The organism is Streptomyces sp. NPDC127097 (genome assembly GCF_042724075.1).
In the GTDB taxonomy this organism is placed as follows: Bacteria; Actinomycetota; Actinomycetes; order Streptomycetales; family Streptomycetaceae; genus Streptomyces.
This window is the reverse complement of the sequence record NZ_JBHXFI010000040.1, coordinates 26,791-47,501: the sequence shown is the minus strand read 5'-3', so window position 1 is coordinate 47,501 and position 20,711 is coordinate 26,791. Positions and strand designations below refer to the sequence as shown.

The window sequence follows — 20,711 nt, the reverse complement described above, 5'->3', positions numbered from 1 at the left end:
GTACGTGCCCGCGACCGACGACGACACCAACGACGACATCGACGACGACACCCTGACGCCGCAGACGTCCGGGGCAAGGAGGGGCGCCATGGCAGCGACGGACGGCCGCACCGGGAAGCGGTCGAACAGCGTCTGGCTGGCCGAACGCCCCCCGCTCAAACGGAAGGCGGACCAGCCGGCCGGACTCGACCTCGACAAGATCGTCGCGGCGACGGTCCGGCTGCTGGACGCGGAGGGCCTGGCGAAGTTCTCCATGCGCCGGCTCGCGGCCGAGCTGGGCGTCACCGCGATGTCCGTCTACTGGTACGTCGACACCAAGGACGACCTGCTGGAACTGGCCCTGGACCGCGTCATGGGCGAGGTGCGGCTGCCGGACGAGGCCGACACCGGCCGGGACTGGCGGGACCACCTGCGCTCACTGGCCACCGAATACCGCACCCTGCTGACCGGCCACACCTGGGTGGCCCGGCTGCTGGGCACGTACATCAACATCGGCCCGCACTCGATCGCGTTCTCCAACGCCAGCATGCGGGTGATGAAGGAGAGCGGCCTGTCGCTCCAGCAGATCTCCGGCGGGCTGTCCGCCGTCTTCCAGTTCGTCTACGGCTTCGCCACCATCGAGGGCCTGTTCAACGCCCGCTGCGCGGAGGCGGGGGTGTCCGTCGACGCGTACTTCCAGCAGGTGATGACCTCGGTCCAGGGCGTTCCGGAGTTCGCGGAGACGCTGGAGAACACCACCAAGATCATGGAGGCCCGCGGCGGGGCCACCGTGGAGGAGATGCGCGACCGCGACTTCGCCTTCGCCCTCGATCTCCAGATCGCCGGCATCGAGGCGATGCGGGAGCGGGCGGGGGAGTGACACCCGGCCGGTCCGTGCCCGGCGGAGGGGGCCTCACCCCATCGGCAGGCTCTCCCCCTGCACCGCCTGGATGTCCAGCTCCACCTTGAGCGTGGTCCCGATGGCCGCGACACCGGCCGCCACGACCTGGTTGTAGTTCATCTTGAAGTCCTCGCGGCGCAGTTCGGCGGTGGCACGGAACGCGGCGCGCACCCCGCCCCAAGGGTCGGGGCCGGTGCCGAGGTAGCTCAGTTCGAGGTCCACCGGCCGTACGACACCGTGCAGCCCGAGCTCACCGTGCACGGTCCAGCGGTCCGGGCCGGCCGGTGACAGGCCCGAGCTGCGGTAGGTGAGCTCGGGGTACTCCTCGACGTTCAGGAAGTCCTCGGAGCGCAGATGGCCGTCGCGCATCCCGTTGCCGGTGTCGATGGAGGCGGCCTTGATGTCCGCCTCGACCCGCGAGGCGTTCAGGTCCTCGGCGATCTCGATCCGGCCGCCGAACTCGGTGAACCGGCCGTGCACGCTGGAGATCCCCAGGTGCTGGGCGACCGCCGCCACCGTCGAGTGCATCGGGTCGATGGTCCAGACACCGGGCGGCGGCAGCTCGGCCCCGCCCTGCCGGGCCAGCACGACGCTGCCCACGTCCATCCGGCCGCTCGCCGTCACGATCGCGCTGGAGGCGACCGGTGCGTAGCCGACGGCCGTCACGATGACCGTGTACGGGCCGGGCGGCAGCGGCTCCGCGCTGCGGATGGCGCCCTCGTCGTCCGCCGCGGCCCGCAGCACCTGCGCGCCGGTCATATCGGTGACGGTCACTACGGCGTGCTGGACCGCCCAGCCGTCCCGTGTGCGGACCTGCGCCCTCAGTCCCGCAGCTCCCGCGCCCGTCGAAGTCATTGCCTCTCCCGTTTGTTGCCTGGTGGTGTCCCCTGCTCATGGGGCCCGTGCGAGCCGGGCCGTGAGCGTGGGGAGGTGTCGGGCCCCGGCGGCGGCGTGCAGGCCGTCCCCTGCCTGTGCGCAGCGCCGCCGCCGGAGCCCTTCGATCCGGTCCGGAACGCGCCTCCGCTCAACGCGCGCCCCGGACCGGGGTTCGTGCCGCCTGGATGCCCTGGTGCGGCATCCCGCGGGTGGGGGTCAGTGCCGGCGCGCAATCGACGCGCAACCGACCACGGCTCCGCCCACGCTCATTCCGGCGCACCCGCACCGGGGTGCGCGAGCTCGACGTCGTAGCCGTCGACCCCGTGCGCGCCGACCGCGAGGCCGGTGGCGACGGGCGGGTAGCCGCTCGCGATGACCGTGTAGTCGCCGGCGTCCAGGTCGGTGAAGGCGTAGGCGCCGTCCTCCCCGGTCGTCGAGGTGGCCACGACATTGCCCGCGGCGTCCACCAGCGTGACCCGGGCGTCGGGCAGCGGCCGGCGGTGCGCACCGGCCCGCACGACGCCCTGCACCCGTGCGCCGGACAGCAGCTCGATCTCGATCCGCGTGGTGCCCTGGCCGCCGATCTCGACCGGCAGCGCCGCCGGGCGGTGGTTCGGGGCGTTCACGGCGACGGTGAAGGTGCCGGGCGCCAGCTCGTCGAAGGCGAAGTGGCCCTCGGCGCCGGTCTTTCCGGTGGCCAGCACCTCGCCGCGGACGTCGGTCACGACGACCATCGCCCCGTCGACCGGTGCGCCGGTGGCCGCGCTGCGGACCTGGCCGCCGAGGCCGCTGGTGCCGCTGAGCAGGATGTCGTAGGCGTGCGGCGCCTCGCCGATGACGACCGTGGACGCCTGCGGCTGGTGGCCGTCGGCCGCGGCGATCAGCACGTACGAGCCGGCGCCGGGGGCGTCGAGCACATACGAACCGTTGGCCTGGGCGACCGCGCGGCCCAACTGCCGCCCGCTGAGCGAGATCAGCGTGACCGCGGAGCGCGGTACGGGGCTGCCCTCCGCGTTGCGGACGAAGCCGTGCACCGACGGCCCGGACGGGGTGCCGTCCCCGCCGCCGGCCGAGGCGTACGCGGCCAGCGGCTGGGTGGCTGTCGCCGCGGCCGGCCGTGCCCAGGAGGGCGTGTGCGCCTCGTCGTCCGGGGCCACCGGCGCGGCGCCCACCAGGGCGGGCTCCCGCTCCTCGGCCTGCGCCGGAATGACGGCCTCCGCGGCGGCGGCCGACGGGGTGGCCGCGGCCGGTGCGTCCTCGGAGCTCTGGGACAGGCCCCCGCGCGTCTTCAACGCGACCTCCTTGATGAACAGGGTGAAGAGGAAGGCGAGCAGCGCGCAGGGCGCCGCGTACAGGAAGACATCGGCGACACCGTGGCCGTAGGCGCTCTCCATGACGGTGCGCAGCGGCGCCGGGAGGGAGTCCAGGTCGGGGATGCCGCCGCCGCTGTTGCCGGCGCCGTGGGCGGCGGCCTTGGCGGCCTTGGGGCCGAGGTCGGCCAGACCGTCCTTCACGTAGTGGGTGACCCGGTTGGCCAGCACCGCACCCAGGGCCGAGACGCCCACCGCACCACCGAGGGAGCGGAAGAAGGTCACGACGGACGAGGCGGAGCCGAGGTCCTCGGGCGCCACCTGGTTCTGCGTGGCGAGCACCAGGTTCTGCATCATCATGCCGATGCCCAGGCCCATCAGCGCCATGAAGATCGCGATGTGCCAGTACTCGGTGTCGTAGCGGATGGTGCCCAGCAGGCCGAGGCCCGCGGTCACCAGCACACCGCCGCTGACCAGCCACGCCTTCCACCTGCCGGTCTTGGTGATGACCTGGCCCGAGACGGTGGACGAGATGAACAGGCCACCGATCATCGGAATCGTCAGGACGCCGGACATCGTCGGCGACTCGCCGCGCGCCAGCTGGAAGTACTGGCTGAAGAAGACGGTCCCGGAGAACATCGCGACACCGACGAACAGCGAGGCCACCGAAGCCAGGGTGATCGTCTTGTTGCGGAACAGCCGCAATGGGATGATCGGCTCCTTGGCCCTGGTCTCCACGAAGAGGAAGACCGCGCCGAGCACGACCGCGCCGCCGACCATCGCGGCGGTCTGCCACGACATCCAGTCGTACTTGTCACCGGCCAGCGTCACCCACACCAGCAGCAGCGAGACCGCCGCGCTGATGAAGAACGCGCCCGCCCAGTCGACCTTGACGCCCTCGCGCCGGACGACGGGGAGCTTGAGGGTCTTCTGGAGCACGATCAGCGCGATGACGGCGAACGGGACGCCGACGTAGAAGCACCAGCGCCAGCCGAGCCAGTCGGTGTCGGTGATGACGCCGCCGAGCAGCGGGCCGCCGACGGTGGCGACGGCGAAGGTGGCGCCGAGGTAGCCGCTGTAACGCCCGCGCTCCCGCGGCGAGATCATCGCGGCCATCACGATCTGGGCCAGGGCGGACAGCCCGCCCACGCCTATGCCCTGCACGACCCGGCAGGCGATCAGCATGCCGGTGTTCTGCGACAGCCCGGCGACCACCGAGCCCGCCACGTAAATGATCAGCGCGACCTGCACCAGCAGCTTCTTGCTGAACAGGTCGGAGAGCTTGCCCCACAGGGGGGTGGTCGCGGTCATCGCGAGCAGCGAAGCGGTGACGACCCAGGTGTAGGCGCTCTGCCCGCCGTCGAGGTCATGAATGATCTCGGGCAGCGCGTTGGAGACGATCGTCGACGACAGGATGGCGACGAACATGCCGAGCAGCAGCCCGGACAGCGCCTCCATGATCTGACGGTGCGTCATAGGGGCTCCGCCGGAGGCGTGCTGTCCGCCTCCGTGCCTGGCGTGGCCGCCCCGCACACCGGCTGGTGTGGTCGTAGCCATGTAGTTCCTTTTCATCCTGCGGGTGTACGGGTGGTGAAGTCGTGATGCGCCCGGGTGCGGCAGTCGCCGAAGCTCGTGCGGAGCCTGGCGAGGAGCTCGGTGAGCTGCCCGACGTCGGCGTCGGACCAGTCGTCCAAGTACCGGGCGAGCGCGGCCGTGTAGCGCTCGGCGAGCTCGGCCAGCAGCGCGGTGCCGCTCGGGGTCAGCCGCAGCAGCCGTGAGCGCTTGTCCGCCGGATCGGGCTTCCGCTCGATCCAGCCGCGCTCGGCGGCATGGGCCACATGCCGGCTGGTCACCGACATGTCGATCGCGAGCAGCTCGGCGAGCTGGCTCATCCGCATCTCACCGTGCCGGTCGAGCAGGGTGAGCACCCCGGCCGAGGCGGGCGGGCACTCCTGGGGCAGCATCCGCCCCATCTCGCGCTTGACGGCACCGATGGCGCTGAGTTGCCTGGCCAGCTCCTCGTACTGACTGTGAGCTGCCACCGGCTCCTCCACGATCCCTCGCACATCTTTTGTTGCTTGGGGCAACCATAAGCAACGTTGGTTGCTGAAGGCAAATGATTCGTCCAGGGTTGAAGTAAGGGCACCTCAAAGTCTGCACCGGGCCTTGGTCAATGGCCTGACCAAGGCCCGTAAACCCGCAGGTCGGAGCCGCTCTCGCAGCCGCCGACCAATACCGGCCGGTAACGGGACACCCCCGGACGGCCCGCCCGCACTCCCGCCCACGCGCCGTACCCGCCCCGACCCCGCTCCGTAGGCGCCTTCCCGGGCGCTCCACGCGTGCCCCAGGGGTGCCGCTCCGCCCCCGGTTCGCTAGGGTCCTTGCCCATGGCGACCAACCCGCAGAACCAGGCCGGCGGCAACTACGACCCGGCCGGCAGCACGCAGATGTTCCGCGCCTTCGTGGACGAGGGCGGTACCCCGCAGACCGGCGGCCGCCGCGCCCCGGCCCCCCAGCAGTCGGCCGGCCCCCGCGTGGGCCTCATCGTCGGCATCATCGTCGCCCTCCTGGTCGTCGCGGGCGCGGCGTGGCTGGCGCTGGCCTGAACACTTCCGCAACGCACGGGGCCCGGCATCGGCGATGCCGGGCCCTTCATCTGTGCGGGCCACAGGTCAGGCCACGCGACCGCCCTTACGGCAGAGCCCTCGGTCAGGGCATGGACCTGACCGAGGGCGGCGCCGGGGCAGAGTGTTACTCCGTCGCCGGATGAGGCACCTCAGGTGCCCGGGCAGGAGCCGGGGGGCGGCGGGGCCGGCTCATCCTTGTTCGAATAGCCCTCCGCATAGGTGACGGTGCTGGTGCCCTCGGCGCTCCACTTCATGGGCCCGCTGGAGAAGGTCCAGGTACCTGTCACGTCCCGCTTTTCCATGATCTTCACGACCCACCCGTAGTTTCCGGGCGAGATGGGAAAGTCCCATGTCGTGCTGCGCAAATCAATATGGCTCCAGGTCTTCTGGTATGACGTGGAAACCGAGGTGCTGACCTTACTGACCACGCCCGCGTCCACTCCGAATTCGGCTCCGACAGTGACGGTGGTCCCGACGCTGTGCTGCCAGCCCTCATTCTCCCCCCGGGTGTAATGACCAGTGGTCTTCTCCGTCTTGCTGGGGTTTTTCCACCACTGGTTCACGCACTCTTCGCCGACGGGCTGCGCATCGCCGTAGGACTTCGCTTCGTAGCTGCAACTATCGGGGTCGACACCGCACATCTTGAATGCTGCGGACAACGCCTTCTGGTGGAGCCGGCCGGTGAAATCGCTGCGCTGCGCAGCGTCTTCCAGAATGAACTGCTGGCTTGCCCGGCCCGAAGAGCACTCGCCCCTGCCGAGGTCTGGAACGTACTTGTCCTTGCGTATTTCGCCGCCTATCATCTGGTCGTCCATGCACCGGCGCTCGCCGGCGTTCACGATGTAGTAGGCGTTGCCCGCACCGCCCTCGTTCACCGGTACCAGGTACCAGTTCTGGGAGTCTGTCGTGGGATCTGCGGCGTTCTTGTCATGGCAGTCCGTCACCGTAAGCAGGTATCCCTGCTTGTAGCGGGGGACGCCCGAGTCGTTCGTTCGCCACTTGTCGATGCACTGGCCGTCCGTCCCGGACTTGATGTGGAACGTTCCGTCGTCGTTGAAGTCGAATTCGAAGACTTCGGGGGCATCCCAATTCAGAACGGATGTACCCACCGCGTTGACGTACTGGCCCGGCTTCGACGTGCTTTGGACCGATACGGTCGTTGTGGCATCTTCAGCGCGAGCTGTCCCCGTGGCGAGCGGCGACACGACGAAACCAAGCATTGCCGAACAGACCGCCAACAGTGCGGCGGCCGCCCGCGCCCCGGATCTCCGGGGGGTCATCTCATGGGTCATGGTTCCTGCTCCTGTTTCCGTGAGCCGAGCCCTCGAGGCCGGGTCAGTGACCCCGAGCGGCACCCACAGCACGTTCTCCAGGACGAAGGGCCTGGCCGGGCACCGGTTCACCCTGTGGGCCCGGATCGCGGTGGGACTGTCAACGTAGGAGCGGGTGGCTGGATGTACATCCGTCACCTGACGGATAGAGCCCTTGATTACAGGCGCGCCGGGGCGTATTGACCGGCGGTCAGTGCGGCGATGGCGGCTCGTCCGGACTCCTGCGGCGGATGACTTCGGCGGCGAGTTCGACCCGTGAGGTCATCCCCAGCTTCTGGAGAATGTGGGACACATGGGTGCCGACGGTGCGTCGTGAGATGTACATACGGGCCGCGATCTCGGGGTTGGAGTGGCCGGAGGCGACGTGGCCGGCGACGAGGTGTTCGGTGTCCGTCAGCGCCTCCCACCCGAGGCGGGCACTGCTGCGTGGTCTGCGTGCGCTGCGGTGGACGGCGTGGGCCCGCAGGCGAGCCAGGGCGCGGGCCATGTCCCACTGGGCGTCCATCCGTGTGTAGACCTCCAACGCCTGGTCGAGCAGGGCACGAGCCCGGGCGGGCCGCCGCTGCTGGGCCAGTAGTTCGGCCGCGTCGGTGTAGGCGTGTGCCTCACTCAGCGGTCGCGGCGCCTGGTGGTAGCAGCGGGCTGCTTCCAGCAGCAGATCCGGGTCCCGGTCGAGCAGTCCCTGGCACCGGAGGGCATCACCGAGGTGGTACGGGGTGCCACTGTGGTCGGCGCGTCTGCGTGCGGCCTCGGCGTAGCGCCGTGCGTTGGTGGTGTCGTTGTGGGTCAGGGCGAGCCGCACGAGATCGGGCGTCAGAAGGCCGAGGCTCAACTGGCCCGGCAGATGGCCGCCCACGCCACGGTCGAACGCGGCGGTGAGCCGGGCGTAGGCGCGCTCGGGGTGGCCCCGGGCCTCGTCCGCGAGGGCGTCGGCACACAGCGGCAGGTGTGCGTAGTACCAGGTGATGTCACTGCTGTCGGTCGCCGCGGCCGCGGCGGTCAGATGAGCCTCGGCGGCGGACTGCCGGCCGCGGTGCAGTGAGATCAGCGCCGCCACCCCCCGCAGTGCCCGGCACATCCTGAAGCGCTTGCCGGGATCGAGCCCGGCCTCGATCTCGGTGAGGGCGTCGTCCCAGCGGCCGGCGTGGAAGGCGAGCAGGGCACAGGAGAGGTGGTACCAGGGCAGATAGATGTCACCGGTGTGCTTCGTCGTCTCATGGACGGCTGCGAGGGTGCGCTGCGCGTCCTGGTAGCGGTCGAGATCCATATAGCGGTTGACCAGGGTGAGTTGCAGCCTGATCCGCTGTGCCGGATGCAGCGGCTCCGGCGTGAGCCGGGCGGCGTGCCGGGCAAGTTCCAGGGCTTCGGTGCCAGGAGCTTCGAGGAATCGCTTCGCCGCCAGGATGTGCAGCGCATCGGCCAGGGCGGCGGCGTCGTCCATCGCTTCTGCCGCACGCCGGGTGGCCGAAGCGACCGCGCCGGCCTCCGTCAGCCGGCCGAGTGCGAACAGGCAGGTTGCGCTGAACGCCCGGAACCGGAGCGCCTCAAGCGCCGATACGCCCGGCCTGCCGCACGCGGCGCGGATCTCGACGAGCGCCAGGTCGGGACGGCCGCGGGCGAAGGACGCGTGGACGATGATCCACCGCAGCGGGCCTTCCCACCCCGGGCCCCGGGTCCTGGCCAGTGCGCAACGGGCGGTCTCCTCCGCCTCCGCCAGGCGGCCGGAGGAGAGCTCGGCGACGGCCCGGTACAGCTGGAGTTGGCCGCGGCGTGGATCAGTGGGGCCGGCGAGCTCCAGTGCCTGGTCGATCAGCAGGAGCGCCATGGCCGGTGCCCGGGACGTGAGGGGGACCGCGGACCCAAGGAGCCAGTCGATCAGGAAGTCGCCCGACGCGGACGTCGCGACCAGCAGATGCTCGGCGACGCGTTCGGGAACCGCTCCGGCGCCCGCGAGGGCCTGCGCCGTCCTCAAGTGCAGCAGGGCGCGGGCCGGTCCCGGCACGGCGTCGTAGAGGGCATGTCGGATGAGGTCGTGACGGAAGACCAGCCGGTCGCCGGCATCGCGCAGAATTCCGGCCGTCCCGGCCTCCGCGAGGATGCTGAGCAGTTCATGTGTCGGCCGGTCGAGGACCGTTGCGAGGTCGGTGAGGGTACAGCCGGTGCCCAGCACCGAGGCGGCGCGAAGCACTTGCAGCACCTCCTCGCGCAGATACCGCAACCGGTGGTTGATCAGATGGGTCAACGACGGTTGCGGGCAGTCGAGGGGGACCTCTGCGAGCCCGTCGCGGAGGTCGATCGCGTCCTCACGCCGGAGGGCGGCGGCCAGCTCCATGACGTACCACGGGTTTCCTGCCGCCCCCTCGGCCATGCGTCTCAGCCGCGGACCGGGCGCACCGCCGCACAGGCCGGCCAGCAGGGCCGACACGGCAGGCGGAGGCAGGGGGGTCAGCTCCAGTATCGGGTGGTTGCCGAGAGCCAGACTTCGGGAGAGCCGGTCGACGTCCCCTTGGGGCGCGGGCCGATAGGCCCCGACGAGGAGCAGTGGCAACTGGTGAACCGACCGCAGCAGCCGCTGCACCACCAGCAGGCTCGCCGAGTCCGCCCACTGGAGGTCGTCGAGGAACAGTGCCAGCGGCTGCTGCGTACACAGGTCGTCGATCAGGCCGAGCATCGTCTCGACGGCGGCGAAGTCCGACCCGGCCGCCTCGCCCAACCCACCCGGCATCCCGTAGCGGCCCTCGCCCCGCAAGATCTCGCCGGCCCGTGCCAGGGAGGCATCCGCCGACTCCGTATCCACCCCCAGACAGGCCGAGATCACCGCGAACGGGCGCTGCCGTTCCAGCTCCTGGGCCGTCGCCTTCAGCACCCGCATGCCCAGCGACCCGGCAGTTTCCGCGGTCAGTTCCAGCAGGGCTGTCTTGCCCAGGCCGGCCTCGCCGACGACGAACGCCACCTGCCCCGTGCCCGCCCTCGCGGTCCTCGCCCATCCCGCCATTTTCGCCAGCTCGGCCTCACGGCCCACCAGCCGCCCCGGGAAATACACCACGCCGCCTCCTCTGTACTTCGCGTACCAGCTGGAGAGACGCGCCACGGTGGGTTCCATTACGCCACTCGGACAAAATCGCGAAGAAAGTTCAGCTGTGGGTCACCGGGTGTGGGGAGGACGGCGCTCCCCGCTCGCCGCCCTGGTGATCAATCACCGAGCGGCTCAAGAGACACGACAGGCCGACCGTGCAGACGCCGGCCGCACGGCCCGGCTGCCAGCGCACCTGGTACGGCCCCGTTGCGACTCCTCTAGGACCTCGACGCCCCCAGGCGTTCGACTGCACGGTGGGCCTCGGAGAGTACGCTGCCCAGCTCCCCGTACAGCAGCTGCCCGTCGCGTTTGACCGGGTGGCCGTCCACCAGGACCGTGTCGATGTTTCCGGGGTGGGCGGCGGTCACCACGGCGCCGATCGGGTCGTGGGCGACCGGGGCGAGGTTGAGGGCGTCGGTGCGGAGGAGGACGAGGTCGGCGCGTTTGCCGATGCCCAGGGAGCCCACCTCGTCGGCCAGGCCGAGGGTCTCGGCGCCCTCCGCGGTGGCCATCCGCAGGACATCGGCCGCCTTGACCGTGGGCCCATCGGGCTCGCCGTCGCCGTCACCGTCGAAGTGACTGCTCATCAGCGCGGCGCGCATCTGCGAGAACATATCGCCCGGCGCCGAGGTCACCGCGTCCGCGCCCAGGCCGGTCGGGATGCCCGCGCGGCGCAGCCGTCCCGCCATCGGTGCGCCGAACCGCATCGAAGCCTCGATCGCCGGCGTGATCGCCACCGCGCCGCCGGACTCGGCGATCAGCCGCAGCTCGGAGTCGGGCAGGGAATTGCCGTGCACATAGAGGGTGCCGGAGGTGAGCAGCCCCTGCTCCTGGAGGGCGGTGATCGGGCGCATCGCCACCGGGCCGGCGGTCACATGGACGGCGATCGGCAGGCCCAGTTCGCGGGCGAGCAGCCAGTCCTCCCGGACGGTCTCCGGTGGGGCGAAGGAGGGGCCGACGGGGGCCAGGGCCATCGTGAGCAGCGCCTCGCCCGAGGGGAAGTACCGGGTGCGGACCTGCCGCACCCAGTCGGCCCGCCGGGCGGTGTCGTCGAAGACGGGGTAGCCGTAGCCGAAGACGGCGCGGATGCCGGCCTCCTCCAGCGCCTCGACGGCGGCCGCGCTGTGCTCCGGCGTGTACTGGACGTGCGAGAAGTCCTGCACGGTGGTGACGCCGGTGTCCAGGCACTCCAGCGCGCCGAGGAGGTTGCCGGTGTACACATCGGCCGGCGTGAAGCGGCCGGAGAGATCGCCGAGGATCCGGCCGAGATAGCTGTCGAGGCTCTCGTCGACCGCGGCGGACCGCAGCACGGCCTGCCAGAGATGCCGGTGGGTGTCGACGAAGCCCGGCAGCACGATCCGCTCGCGGGCGTCGATCACCTCCAGGCCGGTATCGCCCTCGTCGAAGGGCAGCCCGCGGCCCACGGCGGCGATCCGGCCCTCCTCGACGAGGACATCGGTGTGCGGGTGGACGACGGGGTGGGGGGCGGTGTCGATGACCAGGCCGCCGCGCAGAAGCAGGCGCGGTGAGTGGTGGCGCTCGATTCCCATGGCAAGTCACCCTCTACACGTTCGGAAGAAAGCTTTATAGAAAGCTATCATGATGCTGATCTATCCTGCCGACGTGACCGCACCACCCGGACCGCGCCCTGACCCCGTCGACGCGCTGATGGACGCCTGGCACACCGAGCTGCCGGACGTGCTCCGCCCGACGACGGAGCTCTCGAAGCGCATAGCCCAGCTCGCCCGCGCCCTGGATCAGGCCACCCGTGGCGTACTGCCCGAACTCGGACTGACCGTCGCCGAGTTCGACATCCTGGTCGCCCTGCGCCGGGCGGGTGAGCCGTACCGTATGAAGCCGAACGAACTGGCCCGCGCCCTGCTGCTGTCCTCCGGCGGCATCAGCAACGTCGTCAACCACCTCGCCGGGCGCGGCCTCGTCCGCCGCGAGCCCTCCCCGGACGACGGCCGGAGCACCATGATCAGCCTGACGCCGGACGGGGTGCGGACGGCCGAGCACGCCGTCCGCGCCAACGCCGACGCGCATGAGGCCGTCTTCGCCGAGGCGTCCCCCACGGCCGTGGAGGCGGCCACCCGGGCCCTGCGCGACGTGGACATACGCCACAGCGCCGCCCCGCGCCCGATACGGACCGGACGGAACCCCAGCCGCTCCTGAGGCCGCGGAGACCGCGGCGCGGCGACGAGCCGGGCCGGGCCGGGGCGCAGCGACGAGCCCCGGACCACGGGCGGCCCGGGGCTCCCGTGACGCGCGGGCAGTCGCCGGACGGCGGCCGCCTATGCCTGGTCGGCCGCGGCCTGGAGCGCGGCGATGTCGATCTTCTTCATGCCGAACATGGCCTTCATGGCGCGGGCCGCACGCTCCTGGTCCGGGTCGTTGAGCATCTCCGCCATGCCGCCGGGTGCCACCTGCCAGGACAGCCCGTACTTGTCCTTCAGCCAGCCGCAGGGGCCCTCCTCGCCGCCCTCGGAGAGCTTGGCCCAGTAATAGTCGATCTCGTCCTGGTCGGCGCACTCGATCAGCAACGAGATCGCCTCGCTGAAGGTGAACTCCGGCCCGCCGTTGAGCGCGAGGTACTCCTGGCCGTCGAGCTCGAACTCCACCGTCAGCACGGTGCCGGCCGGCCGCGGGCCCGCCTCGTTGTAATAGGTGACGGCCTTGATCTTCGAGTTCGGGAACACCGAGCAGTAGAACTCGGCGGCTTCCTGGCCCTGGGTGTCGAACCAGAGGTTGGGGGTGATCTTGGGCATGGTCTCTCCCTGGGACGGTTCGCGGCCGGTGGCTGCGTCTGTGCCTCTATAGACGGTCGCACCGGTCGGAACTCATCGCTATTCAGGGAGATGGTTTCGCGGGCCTACGGGGGAACGGGGCGGCCCGGCCGGCCGCGGGGCCGGGCAGACCCGCCCGGCCGGCTGCGGGGCCCGGTAGCCCCGCCCGGCCCCTCACTGCCAGGCGGCCGCCTCACTTCCACCTGGCCGCCTCACTTCCAGGTGAAGTCCACGTCCTTCGTCTCGATGTGCATGCCCGCCGGCACCCGCCAGCCGTCCACGCACACCCGCCAGCTGCCCGTCTTCTTCTTTCCCGGCGCCAGCGGCAGCGGCAGCTTGTGGGCGGAGGAGCGGGTGGCCCAGTCGATGCCGAGGGCGCCGATGATGTGCGTGCCGAAGGTGACCGTGCCGGCGGTGACGGGCCGGTCACCGGTGTTGAGGAACTCCAGGGTGACCCGCTCGCACCAGCGGACGTCGGTGCCGGACCGGCCGGGCACACCGATCAGCAGGCCGTCGGGGGTGTTCGGGCCGGCCGGGAGGGTGGGGGAGGGCGGTTCGGGGGCGGGGGTGCCGTGCGGTGGCGTGGGATCGCCCGGGTGCGAGGGGGAGTTGGGGGAGCCCGGAGACGTCGGGGGCGTGGTGGTGCCGCCGTGGCCGGGGTGCGCTCCTGAGGTGGGTGCGGAGGAGCCGTGCCGGGCACCGGGTGTGCCGGGGCTGCCGGAGGCCCGTGCGCCGTCGGCCGTGTCCCCCTTGCCCGAGCCGTCGGACGCCCCCGAACCGGGCCGGCCGGACTCCGTTCCGCCGCCGCTGCCGTCTTTGCCGCCGTTCCGCGCCTGGCCCCGGTCGCCGTCCAGCGGCGTCAGCTCGACGCCGTCCCGGGGCGGTACGGCGTGGGTCGGCGCCCGGCCGTCGGCGGGACCTGCCGCGCCCACCGCGGCACGGCCCGCACCGGCCGCGCTCCCGCAGCCGGTCAGCAGGGCACCCAGACACAGCACGGCCGCGGAAGCGGAGGCCACAGTCGTCGTCCGTCGCATCGGCACAGTGTTGCTGACGGTGTGTCAGGTGTACAGAGGCCGGACCGGGCTTGTGGAAGGCGGGTGGACAGCCCTTCATCGCCGGGTCGACAGCCTTCTCCGCAGGGGGCCGGCTCACCGTCGGCGGCGTCGGCCGGCTCACGCGCACGGGCGACGACGGGCGGCCACGGCCGGTATCAAGTCCCTGGCCGACGGGGTACGTTCACGGTCCGCGAGGGGATCACGGAGGCAGAGTCCGTGAGGGGATCACGGAGGGGCCACGAGCTGCGTACGGCCGCGCACGGCCCGCAGAGGGTTCTCGTGTGACTGTCCGCCGAGCGGCACGAAGCGCTGTACAGCCCCCCGGCGGACCGTTCCTCAGTCGGAGATGAGGCCCTCGCGCAGCTGCGCCAGGGTGCGGGTGAGCAGCCGGGAGACATGCATCTGGGAGATGCCGACCTCCTCGCCGATCTGGGACTGCGTCATGTTGGCGAAGAAGCGCAACATGATGATCTGGCGCTCACGGGCCGGGAGTTTGGCCAGCAGCGGCTTGAGGGACTCGCGGTACTCCACGCCCTCCAGGGCGCTGTCCTCGTAGCCGAGGCGGTCCGCGAGGGAGCCCTCGCCACCGTCGTCCTCGGGGGAGGGCGAGTCGAGCGAGGAGGCGGTGTAGGCGTTGCCGACGGCGAGACCGTCGACCACGTCCTCCTCCGACACCCCCAGGCACAGGGCCAGTTCGGGAACGGTCGGGGAGCGGTCCAGCTTCTGGGAGAGCTCGTCACTGGCCTTGGTGAGGGCGAGCCGGAGCTCCTGGAGGCGGCGCGGCACCCGCACCGACCACGAGGTGTCGCGGAAGAACCGCTTGATCTCGCCAACCACGGTGGGCATCGCGAACGTCGGGAATTCCACGCCGCGTTCGCAATCGAAACGGTCGATCGCCTTGATCAGACCGATCGTGCCGACCTGGACGATGTCCTCCATCGGCTCGTTGCGGCTGCGGAAGCGGGCCGCCGCATAGCGGACCAGCGGGAGGTTCAGCTCGATGAGCGTGTCGCGTACGTACGTACGCTCCGCGCAGTCCTTGTCGAGCGAGGCCAGCCGCAGGAACAGGGAGCGGGAGAGCGTGCGGGTGTTGATGGCGTCGTCGTCGTGCACGTGCGGTGCGGGCGCGGGAATCGCGGGAAGCACCTTCGAGCTGCCCAGTTCTACGGACATGCCACCCCCTTGAGGTCGCGGTCGGGTCGCTGCGGCGTCCTCGGGCCGGGGTGGACCGAGGAGTGATACCTCCACCTGAATACCGGAGGCAGCGCCGCGGCAAACGCGGTTCCAGCAGAATGTCACATGTCGGCAACACGCTGTAGCGCCATGTCGACATATCTGTGCAGGATCGGGTCGCCCGTCCCGGCTATGCGTCGATCCTGTTTGCGGATCGCAGCCGAGCGAAGCTCCGCGACAGTAGCCGCGAGACATGCATCTGCGACACCCCTAGTTCCGCACTGATCTGTGACTGCGTCAGATTGCTGTAGTAACGCAGCAGAAGGATCCGCTGCTCGCGCTCCGGCAGCTGGACCAGGAGGTGCCGTACGAGGTCCCGGTGCTCGACGCCGGCCAGCTCCGGGTCCTCGTAGCCGAGGCGGTCGAGCAGGCCGGGCAGGCCGTCGCCCTCCTGTGCGGCCTCCAGTGAGGTGGCGTGATACGAGCGGCCCGCCTCCAGGCAGGCCAGTACCTCGTCCTCGCCGATCTTCAGTCGCTCGGCGATCTCGGCGGTGGTGGGGGAGCGGCCGTGCAGCACCGTCAGATCCTCGGTCGCGCCGTTGACCTGGACCCACAGCTCGTGGAGGCGGCGTGGCACATGGACCGTGCGGACATTGTCTCGAAAGTAGCGTTTGATCTCGCCGACGACGGTGGGCATCGCGAAGGTGGGGAACTGGACGCCCCGGTCCGGATCGAACCGGTCGATCGCATTGATCAGGCCGATGGTGCCGACCTGGATGACGTCCTCCATCGGCTCATTGCGGCTGCGGAAACGCGCCGCGGCATAGCGGACCAGCGGCAGATTGGCCTCGATCAGTGCGGCGCGGACCCGGGTGTGCTCCGGGGTGCCGGGCTCCAGATCCGTCAGCTCCGCGAACAGCACCTGCGTGAGCGCCCGCGTGTCCGCGCTTCGGCTCTCGCGGGATGGAGCCTTGGGCGCAGTACGGGCCGTCACGGTCACGCCACCCTTCACAGTGCATGTATCCGGCAAAAGCGGTCATAGCATCACAAGACATGTGCACTGTGTGCAAGCACCTCATAACGCCGTGTTGAACAGAGAGTTGAGTGGCTGCGGGGTGGCCTGCGGCGGGTGGGTGGCGGTCGGGGCCGGGGTACGACAAAGCCCCCCGCCCACGGGGGGCGAGGGGCTCGGCGGGACGGGCCGGGGGAGTGCCGCGGCTCAGAATTCGTAGTCGGCGATCACCCAGGTGGCGAATTCACGCCACTGGGCAGCGGCCGCCTGGTGGGCCGGGTGCTCGATATAGCGCTTGAGGGCGTCCTTGTCGGCCACCGCCGAGTTGATCGCGTAGTCGTAGGCGATCGGCCGGTCGGTGATGTTCCAGGCGCACTCCCAGAAGGCCAGCTCCGGAATCTCGCCCTCCAGCGCCGCGAACGCGCGGACGCCGGCCTGCACCCGCTCCTCGTCGCGGGAGACACCTTCATTGAGCTTGAACAGGACCAGGTGGCGGATCACGGGAGCCTCCGTGGGGCGGACGGGGCGCAGCCGGTCCGGTCGCCGGACGGGCTGGGCCGGGGCTGGGGCGCCGGCCGACCGTGGGCCGGCCCGGTCGCGGGCGGCCCCAGGGTTCGCCGGCCGGGGCGGGCGGTCCCTACTTGATCAGCTGGGTCATGAACTCGCCGACCCCCTGAGCGGCGGACGAGATGCCCTCGAAGCCTATCTGCACCATTTCGGCGGCCCGCTGAGGGGAGGTGATGATCGTGTACAGCACGAAGACAATGATCATGTACAACGCGATCTTCTTCGCCTGCGCCATCAGTCCCGTCTCCCCTACGCAGGCCCCTACGGCGGTGCCTGCACTTCCCGGTTGCAGTCGGGCGAGTGTAACCACACGTGTTCGATCTCGGGAGTCGTGGTTGCGGACCGAGTGCGTCCGCTCCAGTCCGGCACTGATACGGACTTTATGGACCAAAGGCCCGCCAAAGGGGGCCCTTCGCCTGCCTGTTGGGGCGGCTCCCGGGAGGCACCCTGAGAGACGTGGGCCGGTGAATCTGGCAGGAATTTCCGGCCCCTGGACCGGAGCCTCGCTGCGGGGTTCACGCCACGACCGCCCCCGGACGGTGGCGTGGACTCGAGGTGTGGTCCTCCTCGGAGGAGGCGGCGTCCGCGGATGCCGCTTCCCCGGGACGGGAGCCCTGTCGCCGAGCCGCCCCTGGTCACCACGGGGGAACCCAGGAAACGGTCCGGCGGCGGGGCTCCCGTCGTGTACGGCGACAGGCGCCGGGCCGCGGCACATAATGGCGGGACGCCCGTCCCGAAGGGGAACCGAAGATGCCCATGAACTCCGCCTCACCCGCGCCCGATTCGTCGCACCGGGCCGCCCGGCCCGCCCGGAGCGGCGCCCGCTCGCCCCTGACGCGGCGGCGGCCGGCCGTCGTACTGGCACTGCTCGCCGGTCTGCTGGCCGCGGCCGTCGCACCGGCAACGGCGGCCGGCCGCGCCGCGGGGGACACCACCCGGCCGGTCGCCGCCGCGAACGCTCCGGGCCGGGGCGCCGACGCCTCCGTACGGCTCGCCGCCGCCCCCGCGCAGCCCGTGTCGTACCGCCACCACCGGGCACACCACGCGCCGCACTTCACCACGGTCTCCAAGTCCAAGGTGTCGAAGTGGAAGAAGAAGGCGAAGAAGAAGGGCAGCTTCTTCAAGAAGCTCGGCATCGTGCTGATCGTGCTGTTCGTCGTCTTCCTGGCACTGGTGGCCCTGGCGATCTGGCTGCTCGTGCGCTTCGTCCGCTCGCGCAGCAGGCGTAACGCGCAGTAGATGCCGGCCGGCCCACCCCGGCCCGGCGGCGCGCCCGTCCCGGTCCCGGCGGGCGCGCCGCTTTTCCGTGACGAGCGCCGGCGCGGAACCCGCGCTCCGCCGTCGGGCGTCGCGGCCCCGGACATGACGAAGGCCCCGATCCTTGTGTGGATCGGGGCCTTCGCCCTCTGAGCGGTAGCGGTGGGATTTGAACCCACGGAGGAGTTGCCCCCTCACGCGCTTTCGAGGCGCGCTCCTTCGGCCGCTCGGACACGCTACCGAGAGAGAGCTTAGCCCAAGGGTGGCCGTGCGCCGAAATCGGATTCCGGGCGGCGGCCGCCGCGGGCTCCGGACGCCGGTCAGCGCTCGCGGAAGAAGTCGGTGAGCAGGGCCGCGCACTCGGCTTCGAGGACGCCGGTGATGACTTCGGGCCGGTGGTTGAGACGCCGGTCACGAATGACGTCCCAGAGGGAGCCGGCCGCCCCGGCCTTGGCGTCGCGGGCGCCGTAGACGACCCGGTCGATCCGGGAGAGCACGATCGCCCCGGCGCACATCGTGCACGGTTCGAGGGTGACGACCAGCGTGCAGTCGGTCAGCCGCCACTCGCCCGCCCGCCTCCCACCGCCGTCCCGGCCGGGCTCCGCGCGCGCGGCCGTCTCGCGCAGGGTCCGGGCCGCCGCCCGCAGCGCGAGGATCTCGGCGTGCGCGGTCGGGTCGCCGGTGGCCTCGCGTTCGTTGTGGCCGGTGCCGAGGACCGTGCCGTCCGCGGACAGCACGACGGCGCCCACCGGGACGTCACCGGTCCCGGGGGCGCGGGCGGCCTCGCCCAGCGCCTGCCGCATCGGCGCGGTCCAGGGATCGCGCAGCGGGTCGGGTGCGGGGGAGGGAAGAGAGGCGGATGGGGGGACGGTCATGTCCCCAGTGTCGGGGACGTGACCGGGGCGGGGCCCGCAGGCCCCGGGGCAGGAGCCCGGCCGGGCCGGCTCAGCGCACGGCCTCGAGGACTTCCGTGCAGCCCAGCGAGTCCGCGATGGTGCTCAGCGCATCACCGTCGAGGGCCAGCAGTTCCTTCTCGCTGACCCCCAGGTCGGCCAGCAGGGCGGCATCGCCCAGCGGGCCGTGCGGCGGGCCGTCCGAGCCGTTCACCGCCTCCAGGGGGTCGTCGTCCACGTGGTTGTCCGATTCGGGTTCGCCGTCCTCCGTGCCGTCCAGGTCGAGGCTGTCGAGGTCGTCGGTCGCGTCGTCCTCGTCGCGGCCGAGCAGCTCGTCGGTCAGCATGGCGCCGTACGAGCTTCTGGCGGCGATGGCGGCGTTGGAGAGGAAGACCCGGGGGTCGTCCTCGCCGTCCACCCGGACGACGCCGAACCAGGCGTCCTCCTGCTCGATGAAGGCCACCACCGTGTCGTCGTCGACCGCCGCCTCTCGGGCCAGATCGGCCAGATCGGTCAGCGTCTCCACATCGTCGAGCTCCGTATCGCTCGCTTCCCACCCGTCTTCGGTGCGCGCGAGCAGTGCGGCGAAGTACACCGTGACTCTCCCACTGGTCATAGGCGTGCCGGGCCGGGCGGGGCGGCGCTGCACGCCGTTGGTCCCGCCCCTTCGGAATCGTGGCAGAAACAACGCGTTCGCGCGGGGTCTTCGGCGCTGCGTCGTGCGGAGGTTGTGCGAGATGTCGCTCACGTGCCGCAGCGCGAGCGGGGGCGTGCAGGGGTTCCGCTACCGGCGCAAAGGGCTCCGCTACCAGCGGAATGTGCGCATCCGCACGGCCTGGCGCATCCGCTCGGCCCGCGCGCGGCGCGGCTGGACACGGTCCCGCAACTCCTTGGCCTCGTGCAGTTCCCGCAGAAATTGTGCACGGCGTCGTCGGCGCGCCGCTTCGTTCCCGGCGTCCGGGGACGGGCCCTGGCTACCGGAGACGGCGTCGTTCGTGTCATCGGTCCGCTTACGGTCGGGCACACGCACACCACCTCGGGCGAGCTCCTCGCCCGAGGACGGAACGGCCAATCGGGCGTACGTGCCCCCTTTCCCTCCTTTCAGTGGTTTGATGCCGGCCGCCTCGCACGGCCGCGGGCTTCCGCCGGGCACCGCACGGCGGGCGCCGGGGCCTTCCGGCTCGGTTAGTGTCGATGTCATGCGGATCCACGTCGTCGACCACCCGCTGGTGGCGCACAAACTCACCACTCTGCGCGACAAGCGCACCGACTCCCCCACGTTCCGGCGGCTCGCCGACGAGCTGGTCACCCTGCTCGCGTACGAGGCCACCCGCGATGTGCGCACCGAGCAGGTCGACATCGAGACGCCGGTGACGGCGACCACCGGTGTGCGGCTCTCGCACCCGCGCCCCCTGGTCGTGCCGATCCTGCGGGCCGGTCTGGGCATGCTGGACGGCATGGTCCGGCTGCTGCCCACCGCCGAGGTCGGCTTCATGGGCATGGTCCGCAACGAGGAGACCTACGAGGCGCACACCTACGCCACGCGGATGCCCGACGACCTCTCGGGCCGTCAGGTGTACGTCGTCGACCCGATGCTCGCCACCGGCGGCACGCTGGTCGCGGCCATCCGTGAGCTGATCAAGCGCGGTGCGGACGATGTCACCGCGATCTGCCTGCTGGCCGCGCCGGAAGGCGTCGCGGTCATGGAGAAGGAGCTGGCCGGGACGCCGGTGACGGTGGTCACCGCGGCGGTCGACGAGCGGCTGAACGAGGCCCGCTACATCGTGCCCGGCCTCGGCGACGCGGGCGACCGCATGTACGGCACGGCCGGCTGACCGGACCCGCCGTTTCCACCTGATCGTCGTTCG

Annotated in this window: 20 protein-coding genes and 1 tRNA gene; 5 read left to right on the top strand and 16 right to left on the bottom strand. The window is 71.0% G+C overall.

The genetic code is table 11. The features are described from left to right. Nucleotides 1-88 precede the first annotated feature (88 nt). Nucleotides 89-859, top strand: a complete 771-nt coding sequence (locus ACFWJW_RS26325; protein WP_387246066.1) for a TetR/AcrR family transcriptional regulator — start codon at nt 89-91, stop codon at nt 857-859. 33 nt (nt 860-892) lie between these two features. On the opposite strand, the gene ACFWJW_RS26320 is transcribed toward ACFWJW_RS26325, so the two are convergent. The 3 genes from ACFWJW_RS26320 to ACFWJW_RS26310 form a co-directional block, all read right to left on the bottom strand. Beyond that, entirely contained in the window at nt 893-1,735 is an 843-nt protein-coding gene (locus ACFWJW_RS26320; RefSeq protein WP_387246029.1) for a YceI family protein, read from the bottom strand. A gap of 287 nt (nt 1,736-2,022) precedes the next feature. Next, the gene (locus ACFWJW_RS26315) at nt 2,023-4,623 is read right to left on the bottom strand and encodes an MFS transporter (protein ID WP_387246027.1); all 2,601 of its coding nucleotides are present in this window, start codon (nt 4,621-4,623) and stop codon (nt 2,023-2,025) included. An 11-nt stretch (nt 4,624-4,634) separates the two neighbouring features. Then, entirely contained in the window at nt 4,635-5,108 is a 474-nt protein-coding gene (locus ACFWJW_RS26310) for a MarR family winged helix-turn-helix transcriptional regulator (RefSeq protein ID WP_387246025.1), read from the bottom strand. A 345-nt stretch (nt 5,109-5,453) separates the two neighbouring features. Between ACFWJW_RS26310 and ACFWJW_RS26305 the strand changes: the two genes are divergently transcribed. Continuing rightward, complete coding sequence (locus tag ACFWJW_RS26305) at nt 5,454-5,672, top strand: hypothetical protein (RefSeq protein WP_387246023.1); 219 nt, start codon at nt 5,454-5,456, stop codon at nt 5,670-5,672. A gap of 170 nt (nt 5,673-5,842) precedes the next feature. On the opposite strand, the gene ACFWJW_RS26300 is transcribed toward ACFWJW_RS26305, so the two are convergent. The 3 genes from ACFWJW_RS26300 to ACFWJW_RS26290 form a co-directional block, all read right to left on the bottom strand. Next, nucleotides 5,843-6,985, bottom strand: coding sequence for a hypothetical protein (locus ACFWJW_RS26300; protein ID WP_387246021.1), 1,143 nt, complete (start codon nt 6,983-6,985; stop codon nt 5,843-5,845). A 229-nt stretch (nt 6,986-7,214) separates the two neighbouring features. After that, nucleotides 7,215-10,115 (bottom strand): helix-turn-helix transcriptional regulator, encoded by a 2,901-nt coding sequence (locus ACFWJW_RS26295; RefSeq protein WP_387246019.1) that lies wholly within the window; start codon nt 10,113-10,115, stop codon nt 7,215-7,217. Nucleotides 10,116-10,318: 203 nt separating this feature from the next. Further along, nucleotides 10,319-11,650 carry an amidohydrolase family protein gene (locus ACFWJW_RS26290; RefSeq protein ID WP_387246017.1) on the bottom strand — a complete coding sequence of 444 codons (1,332 nt, stop codon included), beginning with the start codon at nt 11,648-11,650 and terminating at the stop codon, nt 10,319-10,321. Nucleotides 11,651-11,723: 73 nt separating this feature from the next. Between ACFWJW_RS26290 and ACFWJW_RS26285 the strand changes: the two genes are divergently transcribed. Then, a complete protein-coding gene (locus tag ACFWJW_RS26285; RefSeq protein ID WP_387246015.1) occupies nt 11,724-12,275 on the top strand; it encodes a MarR family winged helix-turn-helix transcriptional regulator in 552 nt (183 codons plus the stop codon). 119 nt (nt 12,276-12,394) lie between these two features. Here the strand turns inward: ACFWJW_RS26285 and ACFWJW_RS26280 are convergent, their stop codons facing one another. The 6 genes from ACFWJW_RS26280 to ACFWJW_RS26255 form a co-directional block, all read right to left on the bottom strand. Beyond that, nucleotides 12,395-12,868 carry a VOC family protein gene (locus ACFWJW_RS26280; RefSeq protein ID WP_387246013.1) on the bottom strand — a complete coding sequence of 158 codons (474 nt, stop codon included), beginning with the start codon at nt 12,866-12,868 and terminating at the stop codon, nt 12,395-12,397. 230 nt (nt 12,869-13,098) lie between these two features. Then, nucleotides 13,099-13,920: a hypothetical protein gene (locus tag ACFWJW_RS26275; RefSeq protein WP_387246011.1), complete on the bottom strand. Its 822-nt coding sequence runs from the start codon at nt 13,918-13,920 to the stop codon at nt 13,099-13,101. Between the two features lie 357 nt (nt 13,921-14,277). Continuing rightward, nucleotides 14,278-15,114, bottom strand: coding sequence for an RNA polymerase sigma factor SigF (locus tag ACFWJW_RS26270; protein WP_026169669.1), 837 nt, complete (start codon nt 15,112-15,114; stop codon nt 14,278-14,280). Between the two features lie 190 nt (nt 15,115-15,304). Next, nucleotides 15,305-16,114, bottom strand: a complete 810-nt coding sequence (locus ACFWJW_RS26265) for an RNA polymerase sigma factor SigF (protein WP_026169670.1) — start codon at nt 16,112-16,114, stop codon at nt 15,305-15,307. Between the two features lie 219 nt (nt 16,115-16,333). Then, on the bottom strand, nt 16,334-16,627 hold the full coding sequence (locus tag ACFWJW_RS26260; RefSeq protein ID WP_042150707.1) for a Dabb family protein: 294 nt from the start codon (nt 16,625-16,627) through the stop codon (nt 16,334-16,336). Between the two features lie 136 nt (nt 16,628-16,763). After that, nucleotides 16,764-16,928, bottom strand: a complete 165-nt coding sequence (locus tag ACFWJW_RS26255; protein WP_167392858.1) for a hypothetical protein — start codon at nt 16,926-16,928, stop codon at nt 16,764-16,766. Between the two features lie 515 nt (nt 16,929-17,443). Between ACFWJW_RS26255 and ACFWJW_RS26250 the strand changes: the two genes are divergently transcribed. After that, nucleotides 17,444-17,932 (top strand): hypothetical protein, encoded by a 489-nt coding sequence (locus tag ACFWJW_RS26250; protein WP_387246008.1) that lies wholly within the window; start codon nt 17,444-17,446, stop codon nt 17,930-17,932. A 172-nt stretch (nt 17,933-18,104) separates the two neighbouring features. Here the strand turns inward: ACFWJW_RS26250 and ACFWJW_RS26245 are convergent. The 4 genes from ACFWJW_RS26245 to ACFWJW_RS26230 all read right to left on the bottom strand — a co-directional run bounded on the left by ACFWJW_RS26245 (nt 18,105) and on the right by ACFWJW_RS26230 (nt 19,867). Then, a tRNA-Ser gene (locus tag ACFWJW_RS26245) sits at nt 18,105-18,191 on the bottom strand. A 79-nt stretch (nt 18,192-18,270) separates the two neighbouring features. Then, nucleotides 18,271-18,825: a nucleoside deaminase gene (locus ACFWJW_RS26240; RefSeq protein ID WP_387246006.1), complete on the bottom strand. Its 555-nt coding sequence runs from the start codon at nt 18,823-18,825 to the stop codon at nt 18,271-18,273. Nucleotides 18,826-18,895: 70 nt separating this feature from the next. Then, the gene (locus tag ACFWJW_RS26235; protein ID WP_387246004.1) at nt 18,896-19,438 is read right to left on the bottom strand and encodes a hypothetical protein; all 543 of its coding nucleotides are present in this window, start codon (nt 19,436-19,438) and stop codon (nt 18,896-18,898) included. 210 nt (nt 19,439-19,648) lie between these two features. Further along, the gene (locus ACFWJW_RS26230; RefSeq protein ID WP_168480567.1) at nt 19,649-19,867 is read right to left on the bottom strand and encodes a hypothetical protein; all 219 of its coding nucleotides are present in this window, start codon (nt 19,865-19,867) and stop codon (nt 19,649-19,651) included. 175 nt (nt 19,868-20,042) lie between these two features. On the opposite strand from ACFWJW_RS26230, the gene upp reads away from it, so the two are divergent. Then, nucleotides 20,043-20,678, top strand: a complete 636-nt coding sequence (gene upp, locus ACFWJW_RS26225) for a uracil phosphoribosyltransferase (RefSeq protein WP_387246001.1) — start codon at nt 20,043-20,045, stop codon at nt 20,676-20,678. Nucleotides 20,679-20,711: the final 33 nt, after the last annotated feature.

Excerpts from the sequence above, each read along its gene's own strand:
- ACFWJW_RS26325 (WP_387246066.1), top strand. The coding sequence starts at position 89 with ATGGCAGCGACGGACGGCCGCACCGGGAAGCGGTCGAACAGCGTCTGG.
- ACFWJW_RS26320 (WP_387246029.1), bottom strand. The coding sequence starts at position 1,735 with ATGACTTCGACGGGCGCGGGAGCTGCGGGACTGAGGGCGCAGGTCCGC.
- ACFWJW_RS26315 (WP_387246027.1), bottom strand. The coding sequence starts at position 4,623 with ATGGCTACGACCACACCAGCCGGTGTGCGGGGCGGCCACGCCAGGCAC.
- ACFWJW_RS26305 (WP_387246023.1), top strand. The coding sequence starts at position 5,454 with ATGGCGACCAACCCGCAGAACCAGGCCGGCGGCAACTACGACCCGGCC.
- ACFWJW_RS26300 (WP_387246021.1), bottom strand. The coding sequence starts at position 6,985 with ATGACCCATGAGATGACCCCCCGGAGATCCGGGGCGCGGGCGGCCGCC.
- ACFWJW_RS26290 (WP_387246017.1), bottom strand. The coding sequence starts at position 11,650 with ATGGGAATCGAGCGCCACCACTCACCGCGCCTGCTTCTGCGCGGCGGC.
- ACFWJW_RS26280 (WP_387246013.1), bottom strand. The coding sequence starts at position 12,868 with ATGCCCAAGATCACCCCCAACCTCTGGTTCGACACCCAGGGCCAGGAA.
- ACFWJW_RS26275 (WP_387246011.1), bottom strand. The coding sequence starts at position 13,920 with ATGCGACGGACGACGACTGTGGCCTCCGCTTCCGCGGCCGTGCTGTGT.
- ACFWJW_RS26270 (WP_026169669.1), bottom strand. The coding sequence starts at position 15,114 with ATGTCCGTAGAACTGGGCAGCTCGAAGGTGCTTCCCGCGATTCCCGCG.
- ACFWJW_RS26255 (WP_167392858.1), bottom strand. The coding sequence starts at position 16,928 with ATGGCGCAGGCGAAGAAGATCGCGTTGTACATGATCATTGTCTTCGTG.
- ACFWJW_RS26250 (WP_387246008.1), top strand. The coding sequence starts at position 17,444 with ATGCCCATGAACTCCGCCTCACCCGCGCCCGATTCGTCGCACCGGGCC.
- ACFWJW_RS26240 (WP_387246006.1), bottom strand. The coding sequence starts at position 18,825 with ATGACCGTCCCCCCATCCGCCTCTCTTCCCTCCCCCGCACCCGACCCG.
- upp (WP_387246001.1), top strand. The coding sequence starts at position 20,043 with ATGCGGATCCACGTCGTCGACCACCCGCTGGTGGCGCACAAACTCACC.